The sequence below is a fragment of the Ectopseudomonas toyotomiensis genome (assembly GCF_017167985.1).
Classification (GTDB): Bacteria; Pseudomonadota; Gammaproteobacteria; order Pseudomonadales; family Pseudomonadaceae; genus Aquipseudomonas; species Aquipseudomonas toyotomiensis.
Window position 1 is genome coordinate 652800 of record NZ_CP070505.1, and the last position, 23905, is coordinate 676704.

Below are 23905 nucleotides of genomic sequence, written 5' to 3' on the forward strand. Positions count from 1 at the left end.
CATGACCCATATTCTGCATCTCGACGCCAGCGCCCGCCCCGGCCTCGCCGGCCAGGATCAGCACGGTTCGCACAGCCGCAATCTCAGCCATCGTTTCATCAGCCGGTGGCAGGCGCGCCGCCCGCAGGATGTCGTTACCTACCGCGACATCGGCCAGAATCCGCCCTCGATCATCAGCCATGACTGGATCGCCTCATCCTTCACGCCCGAGCCGAAACGCGAGGCCTGGATGCACGACACCCTGGCCGAAAGCGATCGCCTGGTGGATGAACTGATCGCTGCCGACGTGCTGGTGATCGGCACGCCGCTCTACAACTTCGGCATGCCCGCCGCGCTCAAGGCGTGGATTGACCAGGTGGTACGCCCCGGCCGCACGGTGGACGTGGATGAAAGCAACCCGCTCGATCCCTATGTACCCAGGCTGGCCGACCGGCCGCGCCATGCGGTGATCCTCACGGCGCGCGGCGGCGTCGGTTTCGATGTGGGCGGAGAGATGGCGCATATGAACCATCTGGAGCCGAACCTGATCACCGCACTCGGCTTCATCGGCATCACCCGCGTGCACCAGGTTGCCATCGAGGGTCAGGAAGTCGGCGGTGAACTGCTCGCCGAATCCGTCAAACAGGCCTTGGGCAAGGTCGATGCGCTGGTGGCCGAGCTGCAGCGTGCATTGCAAGCCGAGCGCGTCGAAGAGCCGGCGTGAGGCAATGGCCAGCCTGAGGATGACGCTGCCTCGCCTCAGCGCTTGGTGCAGGCAAACAGCGCGTTGCCGGAGCTGCCATCCCACGGCGCCAGACGCTGATAATCGTGCTCCAGCACCTGCACGTCGAAGTACGGCGCCAGCAGGCTCTGCAGCTCGGCGAAGTTCACCGCCACCATCGGGTGCTCGTCGTGCCAGACCTCGGTCTGCTCGGCGAGGGTGCGTTCGATGCGCAGGCGCAGCGCCTGCTGTTCGCCGTCACCGCGGTAGTACCAGCCGGAGCTGAAGCGGAACTGCCCTTCGGCATGCCGCGTGCTGTGGGAAACGAACGAGGCATTGTCGATGCGCAGCTTGTCCACGGCGTTGAAGCAGAACACACCGCCAGCCGCCAGGGCGCCGTGCACGCTGGCGATACAGGCCTTGAGCCGTTCGATGCTGGCGCTGTAGTGGATGGAGTAGAGAAAGCAGGTGATCAGGTCCAGCGGCTCGTCGACCTGAAAACCGCACATGTCCTGCTGGGCAAAGCGTGCCTCGGGGCAGCGCTGGGCGGCGCGGTCGAGCATCGGCTGGTTGATGTCCAGGCCGCTGCTGACATAGCCGGCATCGAGAAAATGGCGCACATGCGGGCCGGTACCGCAGGCCAGGTCGAGGTGGCGCCTACCGCCGTTGCCGAACAGCTGTTGCAGGCGCTGCACGCAATGACTCTGGCCGGCGTAGTCGATGTCCGCACACATCAGATCGTAGTAACCCGACAGGTCGGTATAGAGGGCATTGCCGGACATGATGACAGGGGCGCGAGGACGAAGGGCGCGCATCATAGCTCAGGCTGATGCCGCTGAGCATTGACTTGACGCGGCACGCCTTGAGTCAGCAGCACTCGTTCGGGAAAGGAAGCAACTCGTGCAGGTCATCATACGACACAACCGAGTCAATGCCGCACTCACCCGGTGAACGAACCAGCCATTATCAATCCAGGCAGATGATCTTGGACTATCAAGCGCTCATGGCAGAATTGAACCACTTTCATGGTTGTCATACATCGTATAAGTTCATGGCGTCGCACCCGCGATCAACAAGAACAACAAGGAACCTCACGATGAATGACGAACAACGCCCCGACGGCTCACGCCGTCATTTCCTCAAGCAGTCGCTGGTTTATTCCGCTGCCGCCGCCAGCGCTGCCTCTCTGCTGCCGCAACTGGCCAACGCCACACAGCCTCTCGATCTGCGCTACCCATCCGGCGCGGTCAAGGCGCTGGATGACAGCTTCCTGCAGTTGCGCCTGTTCAACGCCAGCGTGGAAAAGCTTGCCGATGGCATCCGCTGGGCCGAAGGCCCGGTGTGGTTCGGCGACGGTCGCTACCTGCTGGTCAGCGACATCCCCAACAACCGCATCATGCGCTGGGACGAAATCAGCCAGTCGCTGGCCGTCTACCGCCAGCCATCGAACTATTCCAATGGCTTGGTGCGCGACCGCCAGGGCCGGCTTATCGCCTGCGAGGGCTCGACCACTCAGGACGTTGGCCGGCGCATCACCCGCACCGAACACGACGGCAGCATTACCGTGCTGGCCGATGCGTTCGAGGGCAAGCGCTTCAACTCGCCGAACGACCTGGTGGTCAAGCGTGACGGCTCGGTCTGGTTCACCGATCCGCCCTTCCAGACCGGCAACTTCTACGAGGGCTACAAGATCGAGCCGGAGCTGCCCCATGGCGTCTATCGCATCGACGGCGAAACGCAGCAGGTCACCCGTGTGATCGAGGATCTGGCCGGCCCCAACGGCCTGTGCTTCTCGCCCGACGAAAAGACCCTGTACATCGTCGAGGGCCGCGCCAAGCCGCACCGCCTGGTGTGGGCCTATCAGGTGAACGACGACGGCAGCCTCGGTCAACGCCGCAAACACATCGAAGCCACCGACACTGGCGCGCTGGATGGCATCAAGTGCGACGAGTTCGGCAACCTGTGGTGCGGCTGGGGCAGCAATGGCTCGGCCGAGAGCGACCCGGAAAAGCTTGATGGCGTGCGCGTGTTCAACCCGCAGGGCAAGGCCATCGGTCATATCTCACTGCCGGAACGCTGCGCCAACCTTTGCTTTGGCGGCGAGAAAGGTAATCGCCTGTTCATGGCCAGCAGCCATGGCATCTATTCCCTGTTCGTCAACGCACGCGGCGCCACCTTCATCAACTAACCGCCGCGCCACGGCCAGCCGGCCGTGGCGCGCCTTTCCAATAGGCTTGGAACGCTCTATTTCGGCCATTACAGCAAGCATCAGTCGCATCGATGTTCACCATCATGCCAATGAAGTTCTCTGAAAAAATCCAGTGCGTAACATCTGCTCCATACCCAACCACAACCCCCTGGAGCACCACACCATGAAACGCCAACTCATCCTCAGCTTTGCTTTCTCCGTACTGGCAGCCAACGTATTTGCCGCTTCTTCCGCTCAACCTGTAGTCGCCGAAGGTGGCTCGGATCGTCTGATCGAAAACCGCGTCGCCGAAGGTGGTTCCGACCGTCTGATCGAAAACCGTGTTGCCGAAGGTGGCTCTGATCGTCTGATCGAGAACCGTGTTGCCGAAGGTGGCTCCGATCGTCTGATCGAAAACCGTGTTGCCGAAGGTGGCTCTGATCGTCTGATCGAAAACCGCGTTGCTGAAGGTGGCTCTGATCGTCTGATCGAGAACCGTGTTGCCGAAGGTGGCTCCGATCGCCTGATCGAGAACCGTGTTGCCGAAGGTGGCTCCGATCGCCTGATCGAGAACCGTGTTGCCGAAGGCGGTTCCGACCGTCTGATCGAGAACCGTGTTGCCGAAGGTGGTTCTGACCGTCTGATCGAGAACCGTGTTGCCGAAGGTGGCTCTGATCGTCTGATCGAAAACCGCGTTGCCGAAGGTGGCTCCGATCGCCTGATCGAAAACCGCACCGCCTGACACCTTCCCTATGACCTGATCGAGAACGTCGTATGACTCGATGGCAAGCGCAGCCCCACAAGGCCGGCCTGATAAGCCGGCCTTGGTTTTTTCAGGAATAGAAAGCCCCGCGCACTGCGCGAATGAGCAGCCCCGTGTCGACCCCAGGCAATCGACCGCCCCGCCCCCGCTCTATGGTGAACGCCCTTTGATCATTCACCGGAGCACCCCATGGCCAACAAACCGATCACCGTTCTGCGCGATACCCAGCCGATGCCCGTCGTCGATGCCTGCAAGTGGGAGCGCATCGAAGGTGAGCCGCACACCGTCAACCTCAATGCCTACACCTCCGAAGACGGCAGCAAGATCATGGGCACCTGGATCTGCACGCCCGGCAAATGGCGGGTGGAGTACGTGAAGTGGGAGTACTGCCACTTCCAGGAAGGCTACTGCATCATCACCCCGGACGGCATGGAGCCGATTCACCTCAAGGCCGGCGACATCTTCGTGGTTGAACCCGGCATGAAAGGCACCTGGGAAGTAGTGGAAACGGTGCGCAAGTACTTCGTGTTCGCCTGACGCTGAGCTGACAGCGGAGCAGCGGCTTGAAAAACGCAGGAACTTGGCCTATTCAAAACGGTCAGTGCTGCGCCGCCGACCTGGCGGTTCCCTCATCACGGACGGCCCACAAGGCCTTTCAGCAAGGAATCATCATGAACCGACTCAAACTGCCGCTGCTCTCCCTCGCCTGCGCCCTGCCGCTGGCCGCCTGCGCCGCCACCCCGGAGGCGCTCAAGCCCTACCCCGCCGCTGCCGACGGCTATAACCGCCATGTGATCGAGCTGCCGGCGCAAGCCAATGAAGCCGAGCACAAGGTTGAGATCATCGCCGGCAAGACCCTGGAAGTGGATTGCAACCAGCAACGCCTGGGTGGTCAGTGGCAGGAAAAGACCGTGGAAGGCTGGGGCTACAGCTACTACGAGCTGGGCCAGGTCGGCCCGGCCATGAGCACGCTGATGGCCTGCCCGGACGGCAGCCGCAAGCAGGCCTTCGTGCGCGTTGGCGGTGAGCCACAACTGGTGCGCTACAACAGCAAGCTGCCGCTGGTGATCTACGCGCCGAAGGATGTCGAAGTGCGCTACCGCGTGTGGTCTGCAGCCGCCGAAACCAGCACCGCACCGCGTCAGTAAGCCCTCCCCGACATGCCAGCCCCTCGGGGCTGGTGTTTCAATCGGGTAACACCCATGAAAAAGGCTCTAGATAGCGGTTATGGGACTGGCTGCAGCGATAGGCACAGCTATGCTCAAGGAGCACTTTTCATCAGCCATCACTGCAGCGTTCGTACGTATCGGAGTTGCCATGGACATAGAGAGTCTGTTCGCCCAACTGCATACCCTGCCCAGCATTCCCAAGGTTGCGCAGGATCTGATCCAACAGTTCGACAACCCTGCCTCCAGCCTGGAAAGCGTGGCGCGTAATATCGAGCGCGACCCGGTTATCGCTGCCAAGGTGCTGCGCCTGGCCAACTCGCCACGTTTTCGCGGGGCCCGTGAAGCGGTGAGCGTCGAGGACGCCGCCATGCGCCTGGGCTTCAACACCCTGCGCACGCTGGTGCTGGCTTCGGCGATGACGGGCGCGTTTCAGGTCGATACCGGCTTCGACCTCAAGGGTTTCTGGATTCGCAGCTTTCGCGTCGCCAGTATCGCCCGCAGCCTGGCCAAGCAGTTGAAGCTGGACACCGACGCCGCCTTCACCTGCGGCATGATGCACAACATCGGCGAATTGCTGATCCAGACCGGCGCGCCGGATTTCGCCCGGCGCATGAACCGTCATCCGAAACGCGAGGCCGCCGCCCACGCCGCCGAGGAAACCCTGCAACTGGGCTTCGGCTACCCGGAAGTGGGCGCTGAACTGGCGCGCCGCTGGCAGCTGCCGGCGCTTATCCAGCAAGCGATCGCTTATCAGGCACGTCCGACTCAGGCGCCCAGTGATGGCCGCTACGCGCGCCTGGTCGCACAGTCGGTGATAGTCGCGGAAACCATCGAGCTGGACGGCGTCAGCGAACAGGCACGACAGAGCCTGGAAGGCCCATTGTTCGAGGAAGTCGACCTGAACAAGCTGTTCGAAGCCTTGCCAGCGGTGCTGGAGGCGGACAAGGCGTTTGCCGAACTGCTGGGCTGAACACAGAGCCTGCTCAACGTCTCGCGAGCCAGAGCTTTGAGCAGGCTCTTGGGAACACCAGGTGATCTCCCTCGAGTCAGCGCCGGGCAAGCCTTGCCGGAAGGAAATTGACAACCACAACCACGACTGACTCCAGCCTGATCTTAGCCTGGCTTCTTGCCGGAGTCAGCCTTGGCCGCGATGGCCAGCGCCATGACGACCTCCCGCACGACCTTGCGCTGCGTAGCAGGCAGAGCCAGGAAGGCCTCGATCACCTCGCGCTCCTGATAGAACTTGGGATCTTCCCAACGGCCACGCTGCTCGCGTACGGCGGCACCGGCCTGTGCGCCAAAGCGCAGTACCTGCGGTTCAATACGCAGCCACTCGGCAAGCACCTGCAATTTGTCCTGCGACGGTATCGCCTCGCCACGCAACCAGCGGGAAACCGCCTGGAAGGTCACGGAACGGCCCCAGTAACGCGAATTGAACTCGCGTTCGAGCACGGCGGGGCGATCTGGATATCCAGCCGCAATCATGGCGCTACGCAGGCGCTGGGCGAATTCGGTTTTCTCGGTCATGGACGCGGACGTTAAATTCCGCTTCCATGCTTGATTGAACAGTCAGTTGTATATTAAATGAAATTCATGGTTTCATCGCATTCAACAGGCCGTTGTTTCACGCACTAGGGAGGGCGCCATGACCAGTCCGATCAACCCCGTCTTCGAAGACATCCGTCTCACCGTACAGCGCGCCGCCGATGGCCGTTTCTGGTTCGTCGCGCAGACCATTTGCCAGGCCCTGGAACTGGCCGACGAACAAGCCGCCCTGCTGCTTCACTGTCGACCGGAAGGCATTCTCTTCGGCAACGAGGAAACGCCTCAAGCCATGATCGACCTGGAGAACCTGCTACGCCTGAGCCTGAGCAGCACCAGCCCACGCGCTGAACGTCTGCGCAGTTGGCTCTGCCAAGTCCTGCTGCCGCACCTGTTCAGCAGCTCCAGCCTGCCCAGCTATCGACAGCTGAGCACGGCAAACAAACGCCTGCGCGTACTCAAGTGGCACGACGACTGGTGGATGTCGATGAATGACGTGATGCAGGTTTTCGGCACCCGGCCGGAGCTGCTGGCGATGAGCGAGGACCCGTGCTGCAGTTGAGCATGACACCGGGGCCCGCTCGCCAGACTTGCTGACAGCGACCGGTCAGCGCATGCAGCACTGCTTGTATTTCTTGCCGCTGCCGCAGCTGCACGGGTCGTTGCGCCCGACCTTGGCGTCATCACGGCGAACCGGCAGCAGCGGGTCCAGGTTCTGCTGCCAGTACTCGTAAAGCTCGACGGCAGCCGGTTCCAGCATCGCTGTGCTGGCGTCGTATTCGGCATCGGTCATGGCCTTGAGCGTCTCGCTGCCGCTTTCGTCGCCGTGCAGAGTGATCAGCGCCAGGGCTGCCTGCACCGACTCGGGCAGCGCTTGCTCCAGCCAACCGGCAACCGCCGCACCGCGCAGGTAGCCCGCACACCACTCGGAAACGATCAACTTCTCGCCCTTGCCGTTGTTGTCGGCCAGGAAGATCGCCTCATAGTCATCTGGCTCCTCGCTAAGCATGTAGGCCGCCTCGCTCATCAGCTCCACCGCCAGCTTCATGAATCGCTCACCATCCTTGTCGCTGGGCCATTGCGGTGGCTGGCCGGCCCAGATCGCCGAATACCAGACGGCAGGCGCGACCTGGCGCGGGCCGGAGACGATGGCGGCGAAATAACCGTCCAGCTCGCTGGCGGACAGGATCGAGTCATCGTTGCCGTACTTGAGCAGCCACTGATCGAGCTTCTCCAACCCTCTGTTGTCCATCGCCACGCCTCCGCCTGAAAAAGGCCGCTACTGTACAGCCATCGGGCCGAGTTGCCAGCGCCGTCCGGCATCTGGCGAGTGCCCTCGTCGCCGCTGCCCGCTACAATGCGCGCCTTGCCCATGTGCCAGCCTGATAAAAGAAAACACCATGTCCTTGCCCAAGAACCACCTGGAACTGCTCAGCCCTGCGCGTGACGTCGAGATCGCCCGCGAGGCCATTCTGCATGGCGCCGACGCCGTCTATATCGGCGGCCCGAGCTTCGGCGCGCGGCACAATGCCTGCAACGAAGTGAGCGATATCGCCAGGCTGGTGGAGTTCGCCCGCCACTATCACGCGCGGGTGTTCACCACGATCAACACCATCCTGCATGACGATGAGCTGGAGCCGGCGCGCGCACTGATCCACCAGCTCTACGACGCGGGCGTGGATGCGCTGATCGTGCAGGACATGGGCGTGATGGAGCTGGATATCCCGCCTATCGAGCTGCATGCCAGCACCCAGACCGACATCCGCACCCTTGAGCGGGCGAAGTTTCTCGACCAGGCCGGTTTTTCCCAACTGGTACTGGCGCGCGAGCTGAACCTGCAGGAAATCCGCCAGATTGCCGATGCCACAGACGCGGCCATCGAGTTCTTCATCCACGGCGCGCTGTGCGTGGCATTCTCCGGCCAGTGCAACATCTCCCACGCGCAGACCGGGCGCAGCGCCAACCGTGGCGACTGCTCGCAGGCCTGCCGCCTGCCCTACACCCTCAAGGATGAGAAAGGCGGCGTGATCGCTTACGAGAAACACCTGCTGTCGATGAAGGACAACAACCAGAGCGCCAACCTGCGCGCCCTGGTCGAGGCTGGCGTGCGCTCGTTCAAGATCGAGGGCCGCTACAAGGATGTGGCCTACGTGAAAAACATCACCGCCCACTACCGCCGCGAACTCGACGCCATTCTCGAAGACCGCCCGGACCTGGCCCGCGCTTCCAGCGGCCGTACCGCGCACTTCTTCGTGCCCGATCCGGACAAGACCTTCCACCGCGGCAGCACCGATTACTTCGTCACCGAGCGCAAGGTGGACATCGGCGCCTTCGATTCGCCCACCTTTACCGGCCTGCCGGTTGGCAGCGTGGAGAAGGTCAACAAACGCGATCTGATCGCCGTCACCCATGAGCCGCTGTCCAATGGCGACGGCCTCAACGTGCTGGTCAAGCGTGAAGTGGTGGGCTTTCGCGCCAACATCTGCGAACTCAAGGGTGAGTTCGAGGAAGACGGCGAGAAGCGCTACCGCTACCGCGTCGAGCCCAACGAAATGCCCGAGGGCCTGTTCCGTCTGCGCCCGAATCATCCGCTCTCGCGCAACCTCGACCACAACTGGCAGCAGGCGCTGCAACGCACCAGCGCCGAACGCCGTATCGGCGTCAGCTGGAAGGCCGAGCTGCGCGAAGATGCGCTCAAGCTCACCGCCACCAGTGAAGAAGGCATCAGCGTCGACGTCGCCCTGCCCGGCCCGTTCGGCGTCGCCAACAAACCGGAACAGGCGCTCGATGGCCTGCGCGATCTGCTCACCCAGCTCGGCACCACCATCTACCACGCGCAGAGCGTGACGCTGGATGCCCCGCAGGCGTTCTTCGTGCCCAACTCGCAGCTCAAGGCGCTACGCCGCGACGCCATCGAGGCGCTGACCGCAGCGCGCGTCGCCGCCCATCCGCGCGGCAGCCGCAAGGCCGAGACCGACCCGGCGCCGGTGTACCCGGAATCGCACCTGTCGTTCCTCTACAACGTCTACAACCAGAAGGCGCGCGACTTCTACCATCGCCATGGCGTGCAACTGATCGACGCGGCCTACGAGGCCCACGAGGAAACCGGCGAAGTGCCGGTGATGATCACCAAGCACTGCCTGCGCTTCTCTTTCAACCTGTGCCCGAAACAGGCCAAGGGCGTCACCGGCGTGCGCACCAAGGTGGCGCCGATGCAACTGGTGCACGGCGATGAGGTGCTGACCCTGAAGTTCGACTGCAAACCCTGTGAGATGCACGTCATCGGCAAGATGAAGGGCCACATCCTCGACCTGCCGCAGCCGGGCAGCGCCGCGACCCAGGTGGTCGGCCACATCAGCCCGGACGATCTGCTCAAGACCATTCGCCAGAAGCCGGGTTATAGCCACTGAGCCCAGCCTCGCCTGTTCCCGGTAGCCCGGATTGCATCCGGGCTACCACAACAATCGCCAGCAAGCTCCTACGGATCGCGAATCAGGCCCGCGCTGCACTCGCCGGGCTGAGCATCTCGATCTCGCGAATCTCGAAATCACGACGCAGGTAGTCCATGCGCTGGTCATGGAACTCGCGCATGTGCGGCAGGGCCGTGTGCTCGGCCAGCGCCTCCCGCGATGCCCACACCTCGTAGAAGATGAACAGCGTCGGGTCCTGGGCGTCACGCAGCATGTGATATTCGATGCAGCCGGGTTCGGCGCGGCTGGGCTCGACGTAAGCACGGAACAGTTGCTCGAAGGCCTCGGCCTGCTCGGGTCTGGTGTGGGCGTGAAGGATGAAGCCGTACATGGGTGCAAGCGCCTCGATGCGGGAAGATGCCTCACCTTAACGCAGCATTCGACGAGCCTTTCATGATTTTCAGTCAACAATCATTTGACCGCTTCGGGGTGTTTCGCACGCGCAGGGCCCGATAACCTGCCGCCACATTTTTGGAGAACCCCCATGAAAAAGATCCTCCTGCTCAACGGCGGCAAAGCGTTCGCCCACTCCCACGGCCAGTACAACAGCACCCTGCACGATGCGGCGGTGGCCTTCCTCGACCGCGCCGGCTTCGACGTCAAGACCACCTTCATCGACGGCGGCTATGACGTGGAAGAAGAAGTACAGAAATTCCTCTGGGCCGATGTGGTGATCTACCAGATGCCCGGCTGGTGGATGGGCGCACCCTGGACGGTGAAGAAGTACATCGACGAGGTGTTCACCACCGGCCACGGCAGCCTTTATGCCAACGACGGCCGTACCCGCTCCGACGCCTCGCAGAAGTACGGCAGCGGCGGGCTGATTCAGGGCAAGCAGTACATGCTGTCGCTGACCTGGAACGCCCCAGTGCAGGCCTTCGAAGACCCGACCGACTTCTTCGAAGGCAAAGGCGTGGACGCGGTGTACTTCCCCTTCCACAAGGCCAACGAATTCCTCGGCATGAGCGGTCTGCCCACCTTCATCTGCAACGACGTGATGAAGGTGCCGAACATCGAGCAGGACGTGGCGCGCTACGAGCAGCACCTGGCCCAGGTGTTCGGCGTCAACTGAAGCAGGCGCTCACTCATTGCCCGCCGAACAACGCCGTCCAGTAAATGCCGGCGTCGCTCTGCGGGTCATTGGCGTAGGCTGCGCCTAGCTCGCTGAACTCCGGGTTCATGATGTTGGCGCAGTGCCCGGAGCTGGCCAGCCAGCCCTCGACCACCTTGGCGGTAGTATCCAGCGCTGCGGCGATGTTCTCGCCGACCTTGGTACCGCTGTAACCCGCCAGTTCCGCGCGGTCACCCGGCGTCAGGCCGTCACGTCCCTGGTGGGCGAAGAAGTTGCCGTTGGCCATGGCCCGGCTGTGGCTCTCGGCGGCGCTACCCAGTTCGGCATTCCATACCAGCGGCGCGGTGGCAGCAAAGCGCTGGTCACCGCACTGGCGTGCCTCGGCGCGGGCAGAGTTGATCAGCAAGAGCAGACTTTCCCCCTCGGTCTGCCAGGTTTGCAGGCGCCCACTGAGCAGCGGCCGTGCCAGCACGATGCGCCAGTCACGATCCTGCTGGCTGACGCCGATATCGATGAATTGCGGATCGAGCAGCACGCGGCAGAAACTCTCGCTCAATACCTGCATGGCCGCCTGCGCATTGCGCGGGCCGGAGAGCGTGATGGCCTGTACGTTGACCAATGGGTAACCGGCCGCGCTCAGCGAATCCTGCAGATCCGCGGTGCCATTGGCCGGCAGAATCAGGCGTGGGTCATTGGTCAACGGCGGCAGTGGCTCTGAGGCCTGCACGCCACAGCGCTGCACCTCGCTGCGATAGCTGTTGATCGTCTCGATCAGCGCCAGGTCCTCGGCGGCCTGGGCTGCGCCGCCAATGCCCATCAGTAGCAGCGCCAGCAGGCAGCGTTGCCATCCCCATTTGTCCATTGTTGTTGTCATACCGCCCTCTCCCAACTAACGTCGTGATTCTGACGCAATTTCCGGCGCAGGATCATGGCCGGTTTCCTGGCCCCATCGAACGCCCGCGCACACTGGCATCGCGGCCGAACGGCAGGGTTCCTGCATGACGCCCTCTGCCGTCATCGAACAATTTACGCACTTGCCTCTCCCGCTAGAGAACACTGATGCCCGGTTACTTCGCCAAGAACGAACAACATCGTCGCCTGGTCCTCAAAGCCTTGCTATGGATCACGTTGAGCGGTGGTTTGTTCTTCTCCGTGGTCAATCTGCTGCACGACAACTGGCTGCTGGCCGGCCTGGAGATCGGCTACGCCGCTGTGTCACTGTATCTGCTGACCATCGTCGACGAACGCGCAACCTGCAGCTATTGACCGCGGTTTACCTGCTGCCGTTCTTCAGCATCATGATTTTGGCGCTGGCTCAGACCCACACCAGCTTCGCGGTGTTCGCCTGGATTCAGTCGATTCCGATCATCTGCTACCTGCTGCTGGGGTTGCGTCTGGGCATGTATGGCTCGGTGCTGTTCGTCGGCATCGGCCTGTTCGTCTTCAGCCGGCGGTTTTCTTCCGATCAATTGCTGCAAAACGTCGAGATCATCGCCAATCTAGGCCTTGCCAGCCTGGCGGTGATGATCTTTGCGCACATCTACGAACGCAGCCGCCTTCTCAACGAGCAGCGCCTGACCGACCAGGCAACCACCGACTCCCTGACCGGCTTGCCGAACCGGCTGAAGCTGGCCGAGGTATTCGAGCGCGAGCGTGCCCATGCACAGCGCAATGGCACCCCGCTTTCACTGGTATTCGTCGATATCGACCACTTCAAGCAGATCAACGACCGCTTCGGCCATGAGGTCGGCGACCGCGCCCTGGTTCACTTCGCCACGGTGCTGGCGCAGCGTTTGCGGGTCACTGATCTGTTCTGCCGCCTGGGCGGCGAGGAATTTGCCGTGCTGCTGCCAGGCAGCAAGGCGACGCAAGCGCGAGAAATCGCCGAGAGCCTGCGCGAACGCCTGGCTGCGCAGCCGCTGGCGGTGGATGAGGCCACGCTACACATGACGCTGAGCGCCGGGGTGGCCTGCTTCGGGGTGGACGGGCAATCACTGGACGAGCTGATGCTGGCGGCGGACCGGCGCACCTATGCGGCCAAACGCGCCGGGCGCAACCGGGTGATTACCCGAGAGGACGTAGAGCCCGCTCTGGGCTGAACGGGTTCGGATCAGACGTAGATGCTGACGCCGCCCTTTTCCTGCAACCACTGACGGTAGGTCTCCAGCGAGTCGGTCTGCTTGTCGCCGTTATAGCCGGAGATACGCACACTGCCATCCATGCCGGCGTCCACCATCTTCTGTACCTGCGCCAGCAGTGTGGCGGCATCGTCGCGATCGAGCTGCATCACATCCGGCAATTGGATCACCGAAGGCGCCGCAGGCTGACTGTCGCCACTGCCCTGCACCGTGTTGCTGGGCTGCGCTGCGCCGCCATGCATCGCACGCAGCAGTCCACCCTCACTGCGCGCCACCACTTGTTTGGCGAAACGCCTCAGGTCGGCCAGCGGGTCCTGAGTGGCCTGGTCGCCTGCTTCGCCACTGGCTGCACTCGAGCGATTGTTGAGCTGACTGCCGTAGTAGCTGAGCATGGCAGGCGTGCTGTTGTTGATACTGGTCATGAGACCTCCGCGAAATCCGCTCGCCTCATGCAAAGCAGATTCCGGGCCAGTCGCTGCAGACCAGTCACTACGCGGCTTGCACACACGTTCGCGGCAGTGACTTGCCACCGCGGGGCAAGGTTTTGCCTGTGCCAGTTACCCCAGCAGATCGACCATTACCGCATTGCTGTAGATCAGGCAGCCATCTTCGGCGCTGTAACCGACCAGATGAAACTGGCCGCGCCCCTCCTCGCCGCCAAGGTACACGCGCCATTTGCATTCGCTCAGCGGGCCAAAGCCGTCGGGCATGACCAGCTCCAGTGTCTGCATGTCGGCGTCGATCATCATGTCTCTGAGCCCGCTGCGTTGCAGCTGCTCCTCGGCCTGCTCGAGGCGCAGGTGCTCAGCCTCGCTGACATGGAACTGCAGGGTCCCGATGGGGATGGATTTGCTGTCATTGTCGGCCTTGCGCCAACCGTCGATGCTCAGGGTGTTCATCTGCAAGCCTCCTCAGTGAAACCCGAGTTCAGGGCATATGCCCACTTACAGAAGATGGGACAAGCCAGACGCCGAGGCGACTCCTGACGAATGGACGAACGGCCGACCGTTTGCTTGTCGAGGCGATTGCGCTAGGCTCTGCACCTTCATTGATAGGAGGTACTCCCATGGCCCGCGCCACTGCCCGCCACATCCTGGTTGCCAGCGAAGACAAGTGCAACGAACTGAAAGCCGCCATCGAAGGTGGGGCCGACTTCGCCCAACTGGCCAAAGACAATTCCTCCTGCCCGTCCGGCCGCAGCGGCGGCGACCTGGGCTCGTTCGGCCCCGGTCAGATGGTCAAGGAATTCGACACCGTGGTCTTCAGCGCGCCGGTCGGCGTGGTGCAGGGCCCGGTGAAGACCCAGTTCGGTTATCACCTGCTGGAAGTCACCAGCCGTCAGGACTGATCGTTCGCTACGGAAGGGCCGCCAGTGCGGCCCTTCTGTTTTCCCAAGCCTTTTCAGCACCCTGTAGTAGGGCTCTGGGTTTCACCATGAAACGTGGTATTCGGCTCGCGTCCATCCTCCTGGTATTCATCTGCCTGTCGCTGGCGTTGCTGACCGCCTGGCAGGTCTGGTTCTCGCGTGAACGCGCACTGCAAGAGCTGAACGTGGCCAACCTCAACCTGGCCCAGGCGCTGGACAACTACACGGAAGGGGTCATTCGCCAGTCGGAACTGGTGCTGATCGACTTGGCCGAGCGCATGCAACATAGCGGCCCGGCCGTGCACGAACAAGAACGCCTGCAGGCACTGCTGCAGCAACAGAGTGAAGTGCTTGGGTTGGCCAATGCCATCGTCATCTACGACGAGCAAGGCAACCGCATGCTGGCATCGACCCCGCCGCCAGGACACAATCTCAACGCTGCCGATCGCGCATTCTTCATCCATCACCGCAACGATCCCTCCACCGGCACTTTCATCGGCCCCACCATCAAGAACCGTATTACCGGTGACTGGGTCTTCACCGTCAGCCGTCGCCTGAACGACGGTGAGGGTCGTTTCGCCGGCGTGGTGGCCGTGACGCTGGGCGTCGAGCACTTTCTGAGCTTCTTCGGCAGCCTGGATCTCGGCAAACACGGCTCGATGAGCCTCTCCACCGGCGACGCCAAACTGCTGTTTCGCCAGCCATTTCGTGAGCAGGATGTCGGCCTGGACTGGTCCGACTCACCGATCCTGCAACAGCTGCGCGAACACCGTGAAGGCACCAGCGTACAGACCTCCCGCATCGATGGTGTCGAGCGTGTCTATGCCTTCCGCCGCAATGATCGCCTGCCGCTGATCACCATCGTCGCACTTGGCCGCGACGACGCCTTGGCAGCCTGGCGCCGCAACGCCGAGCTGTTCACCGCGCTGATCATGCTGTTGCTGGCTGCCGTGAGCATCATTGGCCAATACCTGATCGTCGATATCCGCCGTCGTTCGCGCGCCGAGGCGCAACTGCTCAACGCCCGCGAGGAACTCCTTGATGCCAACGCCCGGCTGGAGGTTCTCGCCTCACAGGATGGCCTGACCGACCTGGCCAACCGCCGCAGCTTCGACCAGACCCTGGAAATGGAAATTCGCCGCGCGCAGCGTCGCGGCTCCTCCCTGTCACTGCTGCTGTTCGATATCGATATGTTCAAGCGTTACAACGACCACTACGGTCATGTAGCTGGTGATGACTGCCTGCGAGCCGTGGCAGAGGTGCTCAAGCAGTGCGTACGCCGGCCCGGCGATCTGGCCGCCCGTTATGGCGGCGAGGAGCTGGCAGTGATCCTGCCGAACACCACACTTGAAGGGGCTGAAGCCGTCGCCAAAAGCTTCATGCAGAGCCTGGAACAGCGCGACCTGGAGCACCAGGCAAGTCCCTTCACGAGGATCACGGTGAGTGCCGGCGTGGCCAACCTGACGGCGGATCAGCGGGACAGCATGAGGCAGGCACTGGCGCTTATCGAGGCGGCCGATCAAGCGCTTTATCGAGCCAAGAACAATGGCCGAAATCGACTGGAAAGTACTGGAGTGCATGCTTGACGGCAGAGGTGACAAGGCTCGTGAAGCGGTTCAGCATCGCTTCGACGTCTCTGCCTTGGATGAATGGCCACAATGAGCAACAGCACCCAGCACCCGCTGCAACACCTCGCCCAGAACCTGCTTGGCAAGGCAATCCACGAGCTCGAGCCGGAAGAAAGCCATGTGCTCGAACAGATTCGCCAGCGCCGCCCCATCAGCCGTGACGTCGCCGATGCCTCGGATGAGCAGTCGAGCTTCGGCGAGCGGCTGTCGGACAAGGTCGCCGCAGTCGGTGGCTCCTGGACCTTCATCATCTGTTTTTCGCTGACCATGCTCGGCTGGATGCTGCTCAACACTGACGTGCTGTCGCACTTCGGCATGGCCTTCGACCCCTACCCTTACATCTTTCTCAACCTGATGCTGTCGACCTTGGCGGCCATCCAGGCGCCGATCATCATGATGAGCCAGAACCGCCAGGCGACGAAGGATCGTCTGGCTGCACGCCTGGACTTCGAGGTGAACCTGCGCGCCGAACTGGAAATCATGCGCCTGCACGAGAAGATCGACCAACGCATCCAGCAACGCCTGGATCAGATCCTCGAACGCCTGCCGGAACAGCGCCCGCAAGACTGAGGCAGTTGTTGCAGGGTGCGCCGTGTGCACCAGGGCGTCGGCAGTATCGGATCACGATTCAGGAAGCGCCCTACGGCAGCGTCGCCTCGCGTCGACGCCAACCATCGAGCAGGCGCCCACCCCAGACGTTGATCAGCAGCCCGGCCATGACCAGCGCCGCGCCGACCATCTGCAAGCTGCCGAGACGTTCGCCCAGCAGCAGCGCCGAGGAGCTGATGCCCACCACCGGCACAAGCAGCGAGAACGGCGCCACCTGGCTGGCCGGATAGCGCGACAGCAGTCGGCTCCAGAGCCCGTAACCGAGAATGGTGGCGCCGAATGCCAGGTAGGCCAGCACCAGCAGTGAGTCCAGGCTGAAGGTACGCAGCGACTGGCTGATCAGCTCCGGCCCTTCCAGCCACAGGGACAGGGCCAGAAATGGCAGCGGCGGTATCAGGCTGCCCCAGACCACCAGGCCGACCAGATTGACCTTGCCCAGCTTGCGCGTGACCACGTTGCCCAGCGCCCACATCGAGGCCGCCGCAATGGTCAGGGCGAAGCCCGCCAGGGTCATCGCCTGCCCGCCCTGCAAGCCGATCAACACCAGGCCGCTGGCTGCCACCAGCAGGCCGAACAGGTTGCTGCCGCGCAGCCGCTCACCGAGAAAGAGGGCGGCGAAGAACAGGGTGAAGAACGCCTGCGACTGCAGCACCAGCGACGCCAGACCGGCCGGCATGCCGACGTACATGGCATAGAAGAGAAAGGCGAACTGCCCCACTGAAATGGTCATGCCATAGGCCAGCATCCAGCGCAGCGGCACCTGCGGGCGACGCACGAAGAGAATCGCCGGAAAGGCCGCGAGCATGAAGCGCAGGGCGCCCATCAGCATAGGCGGCATGCCGTGCAGGCCGACCTTGATCACCACGAAGTTCAACCCCCAGACGACGATCACCAGCAGCGCCAGCAGCAGATCCTTGGGTGTCATGAGCACGAACCTCGGGTTGAGTGAGCCGGCATTAGAGCAGCCTCGCCCCGCAGCAGACAGACACAGAGGCCGAGGAAAAAAGCCACACAGACACTGGCGGCTGCTAACCTGCGCGCTTTTGTAGCGCTACCCCAAACCCATGACTCTGCACGATTTCCTTCTGTTCGCCTTGCCGGCGGTGTTTCTCACCGGGCTGTCCAAGGGTGGCTTTGGCGGCGCCCTGGGCGGCATCGCCGTGCCGTTGCTGGCCCTGGCCACTTCGCCGAAACAGGCGGTGGCGGTCATGCTGCCGATTCTCTGTCTGGCCGATGTGGTGGGCCTGAAGGCCTACTGGGGCAAGTGGGATATGGCCAACCTCAAGGTCATGCTGCCGGGCGCGGTGATCGGCATCGCCATCGGCTCGATGACCTTCGGTTTGTTCGACGAACGCGCCATCGGCCTGCTGATCGGCGCCATCGCCATCACCTTCGTCGGACTCGGTCTGGTGCTTGGCAACCAGGCGCCACGCCCACTGCAAAAGGGGCGCGGCACACTGCTGTCGAGCCTGGCCGGCTTCACCAGCTTCGTCGCCCACGCTGGCGGCCCGCCGGTGATGATGCACCTGCTGCCGCAGCAGCTGGACAAGGTGCGCTTCGTCGCCACCATCAACCTGTTCTTCCTGCTGACCAACGCCGCCAAGCTGTTCCCCTACGCGGCGCTGGGCCAGTTCACCCAGGACAATCTGCTGCTGAGCCTGATGCTCGCCCCCATCGTCCCGCTGGGCGTTTGGAGCGGCCTGTGGCTGCAGTCACGAGTCAACCACCTGTGGTTCTACCGTATCGCGCGGCTGGGCATTCTCATGGCGGGTGTGCAGCTGATCTGGCGTTACCTCTGACGCCTGCTAAGGCTGCAACCCCAGCAGTTCGCGTAACTCACGCGCAGTGGGCATGCGCGCCGACACGCCGCTGTTGAAATCGAAGGACTTGGCGCTGACCAGCGGCCCGACGATCACCGGATCGAAGCCGGCATCGGTCACCAGACGCGCTGCCACCTGCAGCGCCGCCTCGTCATCCGCGGCCAGCGGGATGGCCAGTTTCTCGCCGCTACGATGGGCCTGGCTGCGCAGGTTGTGCGCGGAAATGGCGTTGAACGCGCGCACCAGGCGCACGCCTGGCAGAAACTGCTGCGAGGCCAACCCGGCGCCCATCTCGACCGCCGCCTCGGCCATCGGACCATCGCGACCGGGTCGTGGATTGCCGGCGTCCAGCACCACCTTGCCGGCCAACTCAGTGGCGTAGTCGCGGCCGACCTGCGGCGTCGCGCCATAGGGCACCGCCAACATGATCACCTCGCCAAAGGCCGCCGCCTCACGCGGGGTGCCGACGCGGGCACGCTCGCCCAGCTCATCGGCCAGCGGCTGCAGACGTTCGGGATTGCGCGAGGAAATCATCACCTCGTGCCCGGCTTCGACCCACAGTCGCGCCAGCGCGCTGCCGATGTTGCCAGTGCCGATGATGCCGATACGCAAGGCTTCCGCCTGCACCAGTGCCGGGGCGCCCCCCAGCAGCACAAGCAGGCCGAGCGCGGCGGCGAAACGGTGAAGTAAACGGGGCATGCTGAGTTCCTCGAGCGAGTGGCGACGAAGAGCAAGCATAGAAAAACCAGACACAGTGACGAGCAACGATTCGCAACAGGGTGTTGCCCGCCAGCTATGCTTGAAAGGCGATACCGCATTGCAGTCGGCTACAGGAGCCGAGGAGGTGGCAGTGACCCGAACCCATCCCCCCAGTCAATGACCTACTTCCCGGAGACACGACCATGAGCAAAAGCATGGATTCACACAAAGAAGGCAAGAAGAAGCCGCTGAAAACGGCGCACGAGAAACGCATGGCCAAGCGCGAGAAGAAGCACGGCCAGACCCTGCTCGGCAGTCACTCGCCGACCGCCTGAGCCCCTGCATGCCGGCGCAGCCTCGCTGCGTCGGCACTCCCCTGACGCAAAAACACCATACGGGAAATTGCGCGTGCCGCCAGCGCCGCAAGGCACTAGAATCCGCAGCCTAAGTGATCGTCCGGCCGCCCCTGCGCGCCGCGATACCATCTCATCTATCGGCCAGGAGACCCCAGATGGGCGCCCAGTGGAAAGCCAAACCCAAAGAAGCCGCCGCCAATGCCCGAGGCAAGATCTTCGGCAAGCTGGTGAAGGAAATCATGCTCGCCGCGCGTAACGGCGCCGACCCGGACATGAACCCCAAGCTGCGCCTGGCCGTGCACCAGGCCAAGAAAGCCTCGATGCCCAAGGACACCCTGGATCGCGCCATCAAGAAAGGCGCGGGGCTGTCCGGTGAAGTGGTCAACTACGAACGTACCCAGTACGAGGGCTTCGCTCCGCATCAGGTACCGGTGATCGTCGAGTGCCTGACCGACAACGTCAACCGCACCGTCGCCGAGATCCGTGTGCTGTTCCGCAAGGGCCAGCTCGGTGCCTCCGGCTCGGTCAGCTGGGACTTCGACCACGTTGGCCTGATCGAAGCCACCACCGAAGAGGGCGCCGACCCGGAACTGGCCGCCATCGAAGCCGGCGCGCAGGACTTCGTGCCCGATGACGAGGGCTCGACCCTGTTCATCACCGACCCGACCGACCTCGACGCCGTGTGCAAGGCGCTGCCGGAACAGGGTTTCACCGTCAACTCGGCCAAGCTCGGCTACCGTCCGAAAAACCCGGTAAGCAGCCTGACGCCGGAGCAGATGGAAGAAGTCGAAGCCTTCCTCGAGGCTATCGACGGCCATGATGACGTGCAGAACGTTTATGTCGGCCTCGCTGGCTGAGAACCTGTTTACGATCTGCTGCGCGTCGGCCGGGCGTTGTTTAAAACAGGCCCGGCTCTAGCTCGCTAGATCGTAAAAAGCTTCTAAGGCGCCACGGGCGCCCTGACCGGGCCTCTTTTCCATGACGACCACCCTGCATATCGCCGCTGCCTGCCTGTTCGACGAACGAGGCCGCCTGCTGCTAGTGCGCAAGCGCAACACTCGTTTCTTCATGCTGCCCGGCGGCAAACGTGAAGCGGGCGAAGACGCGCTGTCGGCGCTCGAGCGTGAACTACTAGAAGAGCTCGAATTACAACTGGGCGCAGACGCCCTGCAACCGCTCGGCCAGTTCCAGGCGCCCGCGGCCAACGAGGCCGATACCTGGGTGCAGGCAGACATCTATCGCGCCGCCCTGCCCCACACGGTGCAGCCGGCCGCCGAGCTGGAAGAGCTGCGCTGGCTCGACACCAACCAGCCCCTGCCCGATGACCTGGCACCGCTGCTACGTGAACAGGTGCTGCCGGCTCTGCAACGCCTGCCGTCCCTGTAGGACCGTCGCCAGCGGCATCAAAAAACGCTCCCGGCAGTTTCTTGATCCACGACAACGCGGGTGACAACGCCAGCGATTAGGCTGCGCCGATAAACAGAACCATTCGCCTTGCCTGCAAACCCCACAGGAAACGAGGTTTGCCATGAGTATCACGTCCGCCCAGATCTGCCAGGCCGCCGACCAGTTGCAGGGCTTCGTCGGCTACAACGCCAAGACCGAGCAGTACCTGCTGCGTTTTTCCGAAGACAGCTTCGGCCTCGACGTACCGGCCGACACCATCACACCCACTTGCGAATACGTCTGGCACGCTGACGACGGTGAGCTGATGCGCCTGGATCGCCAGCGTCTGGCCTGGCTACAGGAACAGCGCATCGATGACCGGGTCAACCTCAGTGAACCACTGCGCGTCTATCTGCGCCGCAGCGATTTGCCGGAGATCCGTGCGGAGCGGCGGCGCCTGACACCGGCCTGAGATTCAGCCAGTTTCGGGGCATTCGGTGCGCACGGCGCACCCTACGGCAGAGTCGCGTCAAACGTCACCGTACGGCAACTACCCGTAGGGTGCGCCGTGCGCACCAACCCGCGTATACCTCAACCCAATAAGCGCATCGAGACGGCGCCAAGACCCACGCCGATCAGCAGCAATACGACTCCGCCCAGCCACAGCTTGCCCGCACTGTTCGCCGGTGGCGCGGCAACGGGCGCGGGTTTGGCCTGAGCCGCACGCAGCGGATTGGCAGCCGCCGGCACTGCCTTGGCGCTGGCACGCGCTGCTACCTGCGGCACCGGGGCGATCTGCGTAGCGCCACCGCCAGCCACCTTGGCAGCCAGCGCAGGCGGCAGGTCCGCCACGCGCATGAACTGGGTGGCATCCTCGTCGGGCGCATCGCTCACGTTCACTTTCGGCCCGATCACCAGCAGCGTCACCGTGCCCATCTTCAACTGATCGCCAGGTTGCAATACGGCGGTCCTGACCTTCTGCTGGTTGACCAGTACACCGTTGGCCGAGGCAAGGTCCTTGACCTCCAGCACGTCGTCCTTGAGAAAGAACTCGCAATGCCGGCGCGACAGTTCCAGATCGCTGAAGCACAGCTCGCACTTGCTCGAACGACCGAAGGTCATCGAGCCGTGGATATGAAACTTGCGCCCCTGGTGCTCACCCTGGATCACCTGCAGAAACCAGCGCGGCGCAGCAGCCTCGGGCCGGGCAGCGCTTTTCGCCGGGTCGATCAGCTGCAGCTCGACGGCGCCCAGGCGCAGGCGATCACCATCGCGCAGCTGAAAGCGCGTACCGACACGCTGGTCGTTGACCCAGGTTGCGCCCTGACCGGCATCGCTCAGGTAGTAGTAGCCGTGATCCTGGCGGATCTCGGCGTGGAAGCTGGCGATTCCGGCATCGCCAAGCACCAGCTGGTTGCGGCTGTCCTGACCGATGGTGAGGCGTTCGTCGGTCAGCCAGACCGGCGCTTGGCGGTTATCCAGAAACTGCAGTCTGAGCATCGTGGTCGCCTCGGGTCAGTCGAATAGGTTGTTCAGCAAGCGCTTGATCGGGTTCTGCTGGGCCGGCTGCGCGCTGCGTGGGCGGCTCGCCGCCTGACGCACGCGCTGTTCGTGGCTGTCATAAAGGGCCAGCAGCCGTTCGTTGTCGGGCTCGGCCTCGAGGCCTTGCTTGATCTGTTCCAGCGCCAGGTTGTATTCACGCCGCGCATAGGCGGCCTCGCTCTGTTCGATGAAACGCTGCGCCACCCGGTTGATGCCAGCCAGGGCCAGCAGGTTGTCCGGTTCCCAGCCAAGCACTTGGCGGAAGTAATGCACCGCGCTGTCGTCCTCCGGCAGGATCAGCAAGCCCTCGGCGAGGCGTTGCTCGGCCAGGTCGAGATATTGCTGGATACGTGCCTGCAGCACGCGCTGCAAACCGTCGTTGGCCTGCTGGTTGTCCTCGTCCAAGGCCAGCGTCTGGCGAAAATAGTAGTCGGCGTTGTCCTGCGCAGGGGTCAGCAGGTGCCCCTCGCTCAAACGCGTTTCAGCCAGGGCGAGCAACCCGGCGATGCGCTGCTGCAGCTGCCAGTAGTAGCCACCTATGCTCCCCACGGCTAGCAATAGCAGGCCAAGCACGGCCCAGGGCAGCCAGCGCCGCCGGGAGGGACGAGGCAGCAGGCTGACGGCCGGGCTCAGACGGGTCTGGTCCTGATCGGCGTCCTGCAGCTCATCGAGGCTGGCCAGCAGCACGTGGCAGTCGGCGAAGCGATCTTCCGGGTCCTTGGCCAGCATGCGGTCGAGTAGCCATTGCAGTTCGCCCAGCGGCTCCGGCAACGGCGGCGCTTGCAGCTGCAGCTGGTTCATCAGGGTCTGGGTGTAGTTGCCGCCGCGAAAGGGGTTATGCCCGCTGAGCATTTCCAGCAGGATCACGCCCAGGCTGTAGATGTCGCTGCGCGCGTCCAGCGCCTGACACTGCGCCTGCTCGGGGCTGCTGTAGGCCGGGCTGCCGACGACTATGCCGGACTCGGTCAGTTCGCTGTCGAGCTGCAGCTCCTTGGCCACGCCAAAGTCGCTGAGCACCGCGGTGCCATCGTCACGAAAGAGGATATTGCCGGGCTTGATGTCGCGGTGCACCAGGCCCTTGTCGTGCACCAGTGCCAGAGCGCTGGCAATCTGCCGGACGATACGCAGCGCACGCGCCGGCTCCAGGCGCTGGCCCTTGTACTGAGCCAGATCACCGCCCGCCAGGTACTCCATGGCGAGAAAATGGCGGCCGTCATCCAGTTGGTCGATACGGTAGATGGTGATGATCGAAGGATGCTGCAGGGAGGCGACGGTATGACCTTCCTTGATAAAGCGCTGGGTGAAGGCTGCGTCCTCGCGGTGCAGCAGCACCTTGAGCGCCACCTGGCGCTGCAACGCCTGCTCGGTAGCCAGATAGACCTCGGCCATGCCGCCTTTGCCCAGGCGGTGATGAATGCTGTAACCGGGTACGCTGATGGAAGGCTGACTCATGCGGC

The 23905-nt window shown here is 63.1% G+C and carries 28 protein-coding genes and 1 pseudogene; 18 read left to right on the plus strand and 11 right to left on the minus strand.

Annotated elements, in window-relative coordinates; translation table 11 throughout:
• Position 1: 1 nt before the first annotated feature.
• The gene (locus tag JWV26_RS02850) at positions 2-703 is read left to right on the plus strand and encodes an FMN-dependent NADH-azoreductase (RefSeq protein ID WP_206418348.1); all 702 of its coding nucleotides are present in this window, start codon (positions 2-4) and stop codon (positions 701-703) included.
• A gap of 35 nt (positions 704-738) precedes the next feature.
• Here the strand turns inward: JWV26_RS02850 and JWV26_RS02855 are convergent, their stop codons facing one another.
• Positions 739-1482 (minus strand): class I SAM-dependent DNA methyltransferase, encoded by a 744-nt coding sequence (locus tag JWV26_RS02855; protein WP_206418349.1) that lies wholly within the window; start codon positions 1480-1482, stop codon positions 739-741.
• 314 nt (positions 1483-1796) lie between these two features.
• Here JWV26_RS02855 and JWV26_RS02860 point away from each other — a divergent pair, with 314 nt between their 5' ends.
• From JWV26_RS02860 to JWV26_RS02880, 5 genes are all read left to right on the plus strand, one after another.
• On the plus strand, positions 1797-2888 hold the full coding sequence (locus JWV26_RS02860) for an SMP-30/gluconolactonase/LRE family protein (protein WP_074916805.1): 1092 nt from the start codon (positions 1797-1799) through the stop codon (positions 2886-2888).
• Between the two features lie 184 nt (positions 2889-3072).
• Positions 3073-3630, plus strand: a complete 558-nt coding sequence (locus JWV26_RS02865; RefSeq protein ID WP_079783189.1) for a phage infection protein — start codon at positions 3073-3075, stop codon at positions 3628-3630.
• Between the two features lie 210 nt (positions 3631-3840).
• Positions 3841-4188, plus strand: a complete 348-nt coding sequence (locus JWV26_RS02870) for a cupin domain-containing protein (RefSeq protein WP_072426305.1) — start codon at positions 3841-3843, stop codon at positions 4186-4188.
• Positions 4189-4322: 134 nt separating this feature from the next.
• A complete protein-coding gene (eco, locus tag JWV26_RS02875; protein WP_074916808.1) occupies positions 4323-4799 on the plus strand; it encodes a serine protease inhibitor ecotin in 477 nt (158 codons plus the stop codon).
• A gap of 169 nt (positions 4800-4968) precedes the next feature.
• Positions 4969-5790, plus strand: coding sequence for an HDOD domain-containing protein (locus JWV26_RS02880; RefSeq protein WP_072426307.1), 822 nt, complete (start codon positions 4969-4971; stop codon positions 5788-5790).
• Positions 5791-5933: 143 nt separating this feature from the next.
• Here JWV26_RS02880 and JWV26_RS02885 read toward each other — a convergent pair whose 3' ends face one another.
• Positions 5934-6347 carry a transcriptional regulator gene (locus JWV26_RS02885; RefSeq protein ID WP_072426308.1) on the minus strand — a complete coding sequence of 138 codons (414 nt, stop codon included), beginning with the start codon at positions 6345-6347 and terminating at the stop codon, positions 5934-5936.
• Between the two features lie 118 nt (positions 6348-6465).
• Here JWV26_RS02885 and JWV26_RS02890 point away from each other — a divergent pair, with 118 nt between their 5' ends.
• Complete coding sequence (locus JWV26_RS02890) at positions 6466-6924, plus strand: BRO family protein (RefSeq protein WP_093050326.1); 459 nt, start codon at positions 6466-6468, stop codon at positions 6922-6924.
• 45 nt (positions 6925-6969) lie between these two features.
• On the opposite strand, the gene JWV26_RS02895 is transcribed toward JWV26_RS02890, so the two are convergent.
• The gene (locus JWV26_RS02895) at positions 6970-7614 is read right to left on the minus strand and encodes a YecA/YgfB family protein (RefSeq protein WP_206418350.1); all 645 of its coding nucleotides are present in this window, start codon (positions 7612-7614) and stop codon (positions 6970-6972) included.
• Between the two features lie 148 nt (positions 7615-7762).
• On the opposite strand from JWV26_RS02895, the gene JWV26_RS02900 reads away from it, so the two are divergent.
• Complete coding sequence (locus JWV26_RS02900) at positions 7763-9772, plus strand: peptidase U32 family protein (RefSeq protein WP_206418351.1); 2010 nt, start codon at positions 7763-7765, stop codon at positions 9770-9772.
• 82 nt (positions 9773-9854) lie between these two features.
• Here the strand turns inward: JWV26_RS02900 and JWV26_RS02905 are convergent, their stop codons facing one another.
• Positions 9855-10163, minus strand: a complete 309-nt coding sequence (locus JWV26_RS02905; RefSeq protein ID WP_074916812.1) for a putative quinol monooxygenase — start codon at positions 10161-10163, stop codon at positions 9855-9857.
• Between the two features lie 153 nt (positions 10164-10316).
• Between JWV26_RS02905 and mdaB the strand changes: the two genes are divergently transcribed.
• The gene (mdaB, locus tag JWV26_RS02910) at positions 10317-10904 is read left to right on the plus strand and encodes an NADPH:quinone oxidoreductase MdaB (RefSeq protein ID WP_206418352.1); all 588 of its coding nucleotides are present in this window, start codon (positions 10317-10319) and stop codon (positions 10902-10904) included.
• Positions 10905-10917: 13 nt separating this feature from the next.
• On the opposite strand, the gene JWV26_RS02915 is transcribed toward mdaB, so the two are convergent.
• A complete protein-coding gene (locus tag JWV26_RS02915; protein ID WP_206418353.1) occupies positions 10918-11778 on the minus strand; it encodes a CAP domain-containing protein in 861 nt (286 codons plus the stop codon).
• 185 nt (positions 11779-11963) lie between these two features.
• On the opposite strand from JWV26_RS02915, the pseudogene JWV26_RS24585 reads away from it, so the two are divergent.
• Both JWV26_RS24585 and JWV26_RS02920 read left to right on the plus strand, forming a co-directional pair.
• Positions 11964-12421 (plus strand): annotated as a pseudogene (locus JWV26_RS24585) (GGDEF domain-containing protein); the annotation flags it as partial.
• A gap of 6 nt (positions 12422-12427) precedes the next feature.
• Positions 12428-13003 carry a GGDEF domain-containing protein gene (locus JWV26_RS02920; protein ID WP_338138745.1) on the plus strand — a complete coding sequence of 192 codons (576 nt, stop codon included), beginning with the start codon at positions 12428-12430 and terminating at the stop codon, positions 13001-13003.
• Positions 13004-13014: 11 nt separating this feature from the next.
• Here the strand turns inward: JWV26_RS02920 and JWV26_RS02925 are convergent, their stop codons facing one another.
• A complete protein-coding gene (locus JWV26_RS02925; protein ID WP_206418354.1) occupies positions 13015-13464 on the minus strand; it encodes a hypothetical protein in 450 nt (149 codons plus the stop codon).
• Positions 13465-13599: 135 nt separating this feature from the next.
• Entirely contained in the window at positions 13600-13941 is a 342-nt protein-coding gene (locus JWV26_RS02930; protein ID WP_206418355.1) for a hypothetical protein, read from the minus strand.
• 167 nt (positions 13942-14108) lie between these two features.
• On the opposite strand from JWV26_RS02930, the gene JWV26_RS02935 reads away from it, so the two are divergent.
• The 3 genes from JWV26_RS02935 (at position 14109) to JWV26_RS02945 (ending at position 16606) form a co-directional block, all read left to right on the plus strand.
• On the plus strand, positions 14109-14390 hold the full coding sequence (locus JWV26_RS02935; RefSeq protein WP_003462270.1) for a peptidylprolyl isomerase: 282 nt from the start codon (positions 14109-14111) through the stop codon (positions 14388-14390).
• A gap of 86 nt (positions 14391-14476) precedes the next feature.
• On the plus strand, positions 14477-15994 hold the full coding sequence (locus JWV26_RS02940) for a sensor domain-containing diguanylate cyclase (protein ID WP_206418356.1): 1518 nt from the start codon (positions 14477-14479) through the stop codon (positions 15992-15994).
• 72 nt (positions 15995-16066) lie between these two features.
• Positions 16067-16606 carry a DUF1003 domain-containing protein gene (locus JWV26_RS02945; RefSeq protein WP_093050314.1) on the plus strand — a complete coding sequence of 180 codons (540 nt, stop codon included), beginning with the start codon at positions 16067-16069 and terminating at the stop codon, positions 16604-16606.
• A 70-nt stretch (positions 16607-16676) separates the two neighbouring features.
• On the opposite strand, the gene JWV26_RS02950 is transcribed toward JWV26_RS02945, so the two are convergent.
• Complete coding sequence (locus JWV26_RS02950; protein ID WP_074916821.1) at positions 16677-17570, minus strand: EamA family transporter; 894 nt, start codon at positions 17568-17570, stop codon at positions 16677-16679.
• A gap of 139 nt (positions 17571-17709) precedes the next feature.
• Here JWV26_RS02950 and JWV26_RS02955 point away from each other — a divergent pair, with 139 nt between their 5' ends.
• A complete protein-coding gene (locus JWV26_RS02955; protein ID WP_072426323.1) occupies positions 17710-18444 on the plus strand; it encodes a sulfite exporter TauE/SafE family protein in 735 nt (244 codons plus the stop codon).
• Positions 18445-18450: 6 nt separating this feature from the next.
• Here the strand turns inward: JWV26_RS02955 and JWV26_RS02960 are convergent, their stop codons facing one another.
• Positions 18451-19164: an NADPH-dependent F420 reductase gene (locus JWV26_RS02960; RefSeq protein WP_206418357.1), complete on the minus strand. Its 714-nt coding sequence runs from the start codon at positions 19162-19164 to the stop codon at positions 18451-18453.
• A 511-nt stretch (positions 19165-19675) separates the two neighbouring features.
• Between JWV26_RS02960 and JWV26_RS02965 the strand changes: the two genes are divergently transcribed.
• From JWV26_RS02965 to JWV26_RS02975, 3 genes are all read left to right on the plus strand, one after another.
• Positions 19676-20377: a YebC/PmpR family DNA-binding transcriptional regulator gene (locus JWV26_RS02965; RefSeq protein ID WP_017674922.1), complete on the plus strand. Its 702-nt coding sequence runs from the start codon at positions 19676-19678 to the stop codon at positions 20375-20377.
• A 121-nt stretch (positions 20378-20498) separates the two neighbouring features.
• On the plus strand, positions 20499-20906 hold the full coding sequence (locus JWV26_RS02970) for an NUDIX hydrolase (RefSeq protein ID WP_206418358.1): 408 nt from the start codon (positions 20499-20501) through the stop codon (positions 20904-20906).
• Positions 20907-21048: 142 nt separating this feature from the next.
• On the plus strand, positions 21049-21378 hold the full coding sequence (locus JWV26_RS02975) for a DUF2025 family protein (protein WP_072426326.1): 330 nt from the start codon (positions 21049-21051) through the stop codon (positions 21376-21378).
• 119 nt (positions 21379-21497) lie between these two features.
• On the opposite strand, the gene JWV26_RS02980 is transcribed toward JWV26_RS02975, so the two are convergent.
• On the minus strand, positions 21498-22406 hold the full coding sequence (locus JWV26_RS02980; protein ID WP_072426327.1) for an FHA domain-containing protein: 909 nt from the start codon (positions 22404-22406) through the stop codon (positions 21498-21500).
• A gap of 15 nt (positions 22407-22421) precedes the next feature.
• Entirely contained in the window at positions 22422-23900 is a 1479-nt protein-coding gene (locus tag JWV26_RS02985) for a serine/threonine-protein kinase (protein ID WP_206418359.1), read from the minus strand.
• Positions 23901-23905: the final 5 nt, after the last annotated feature.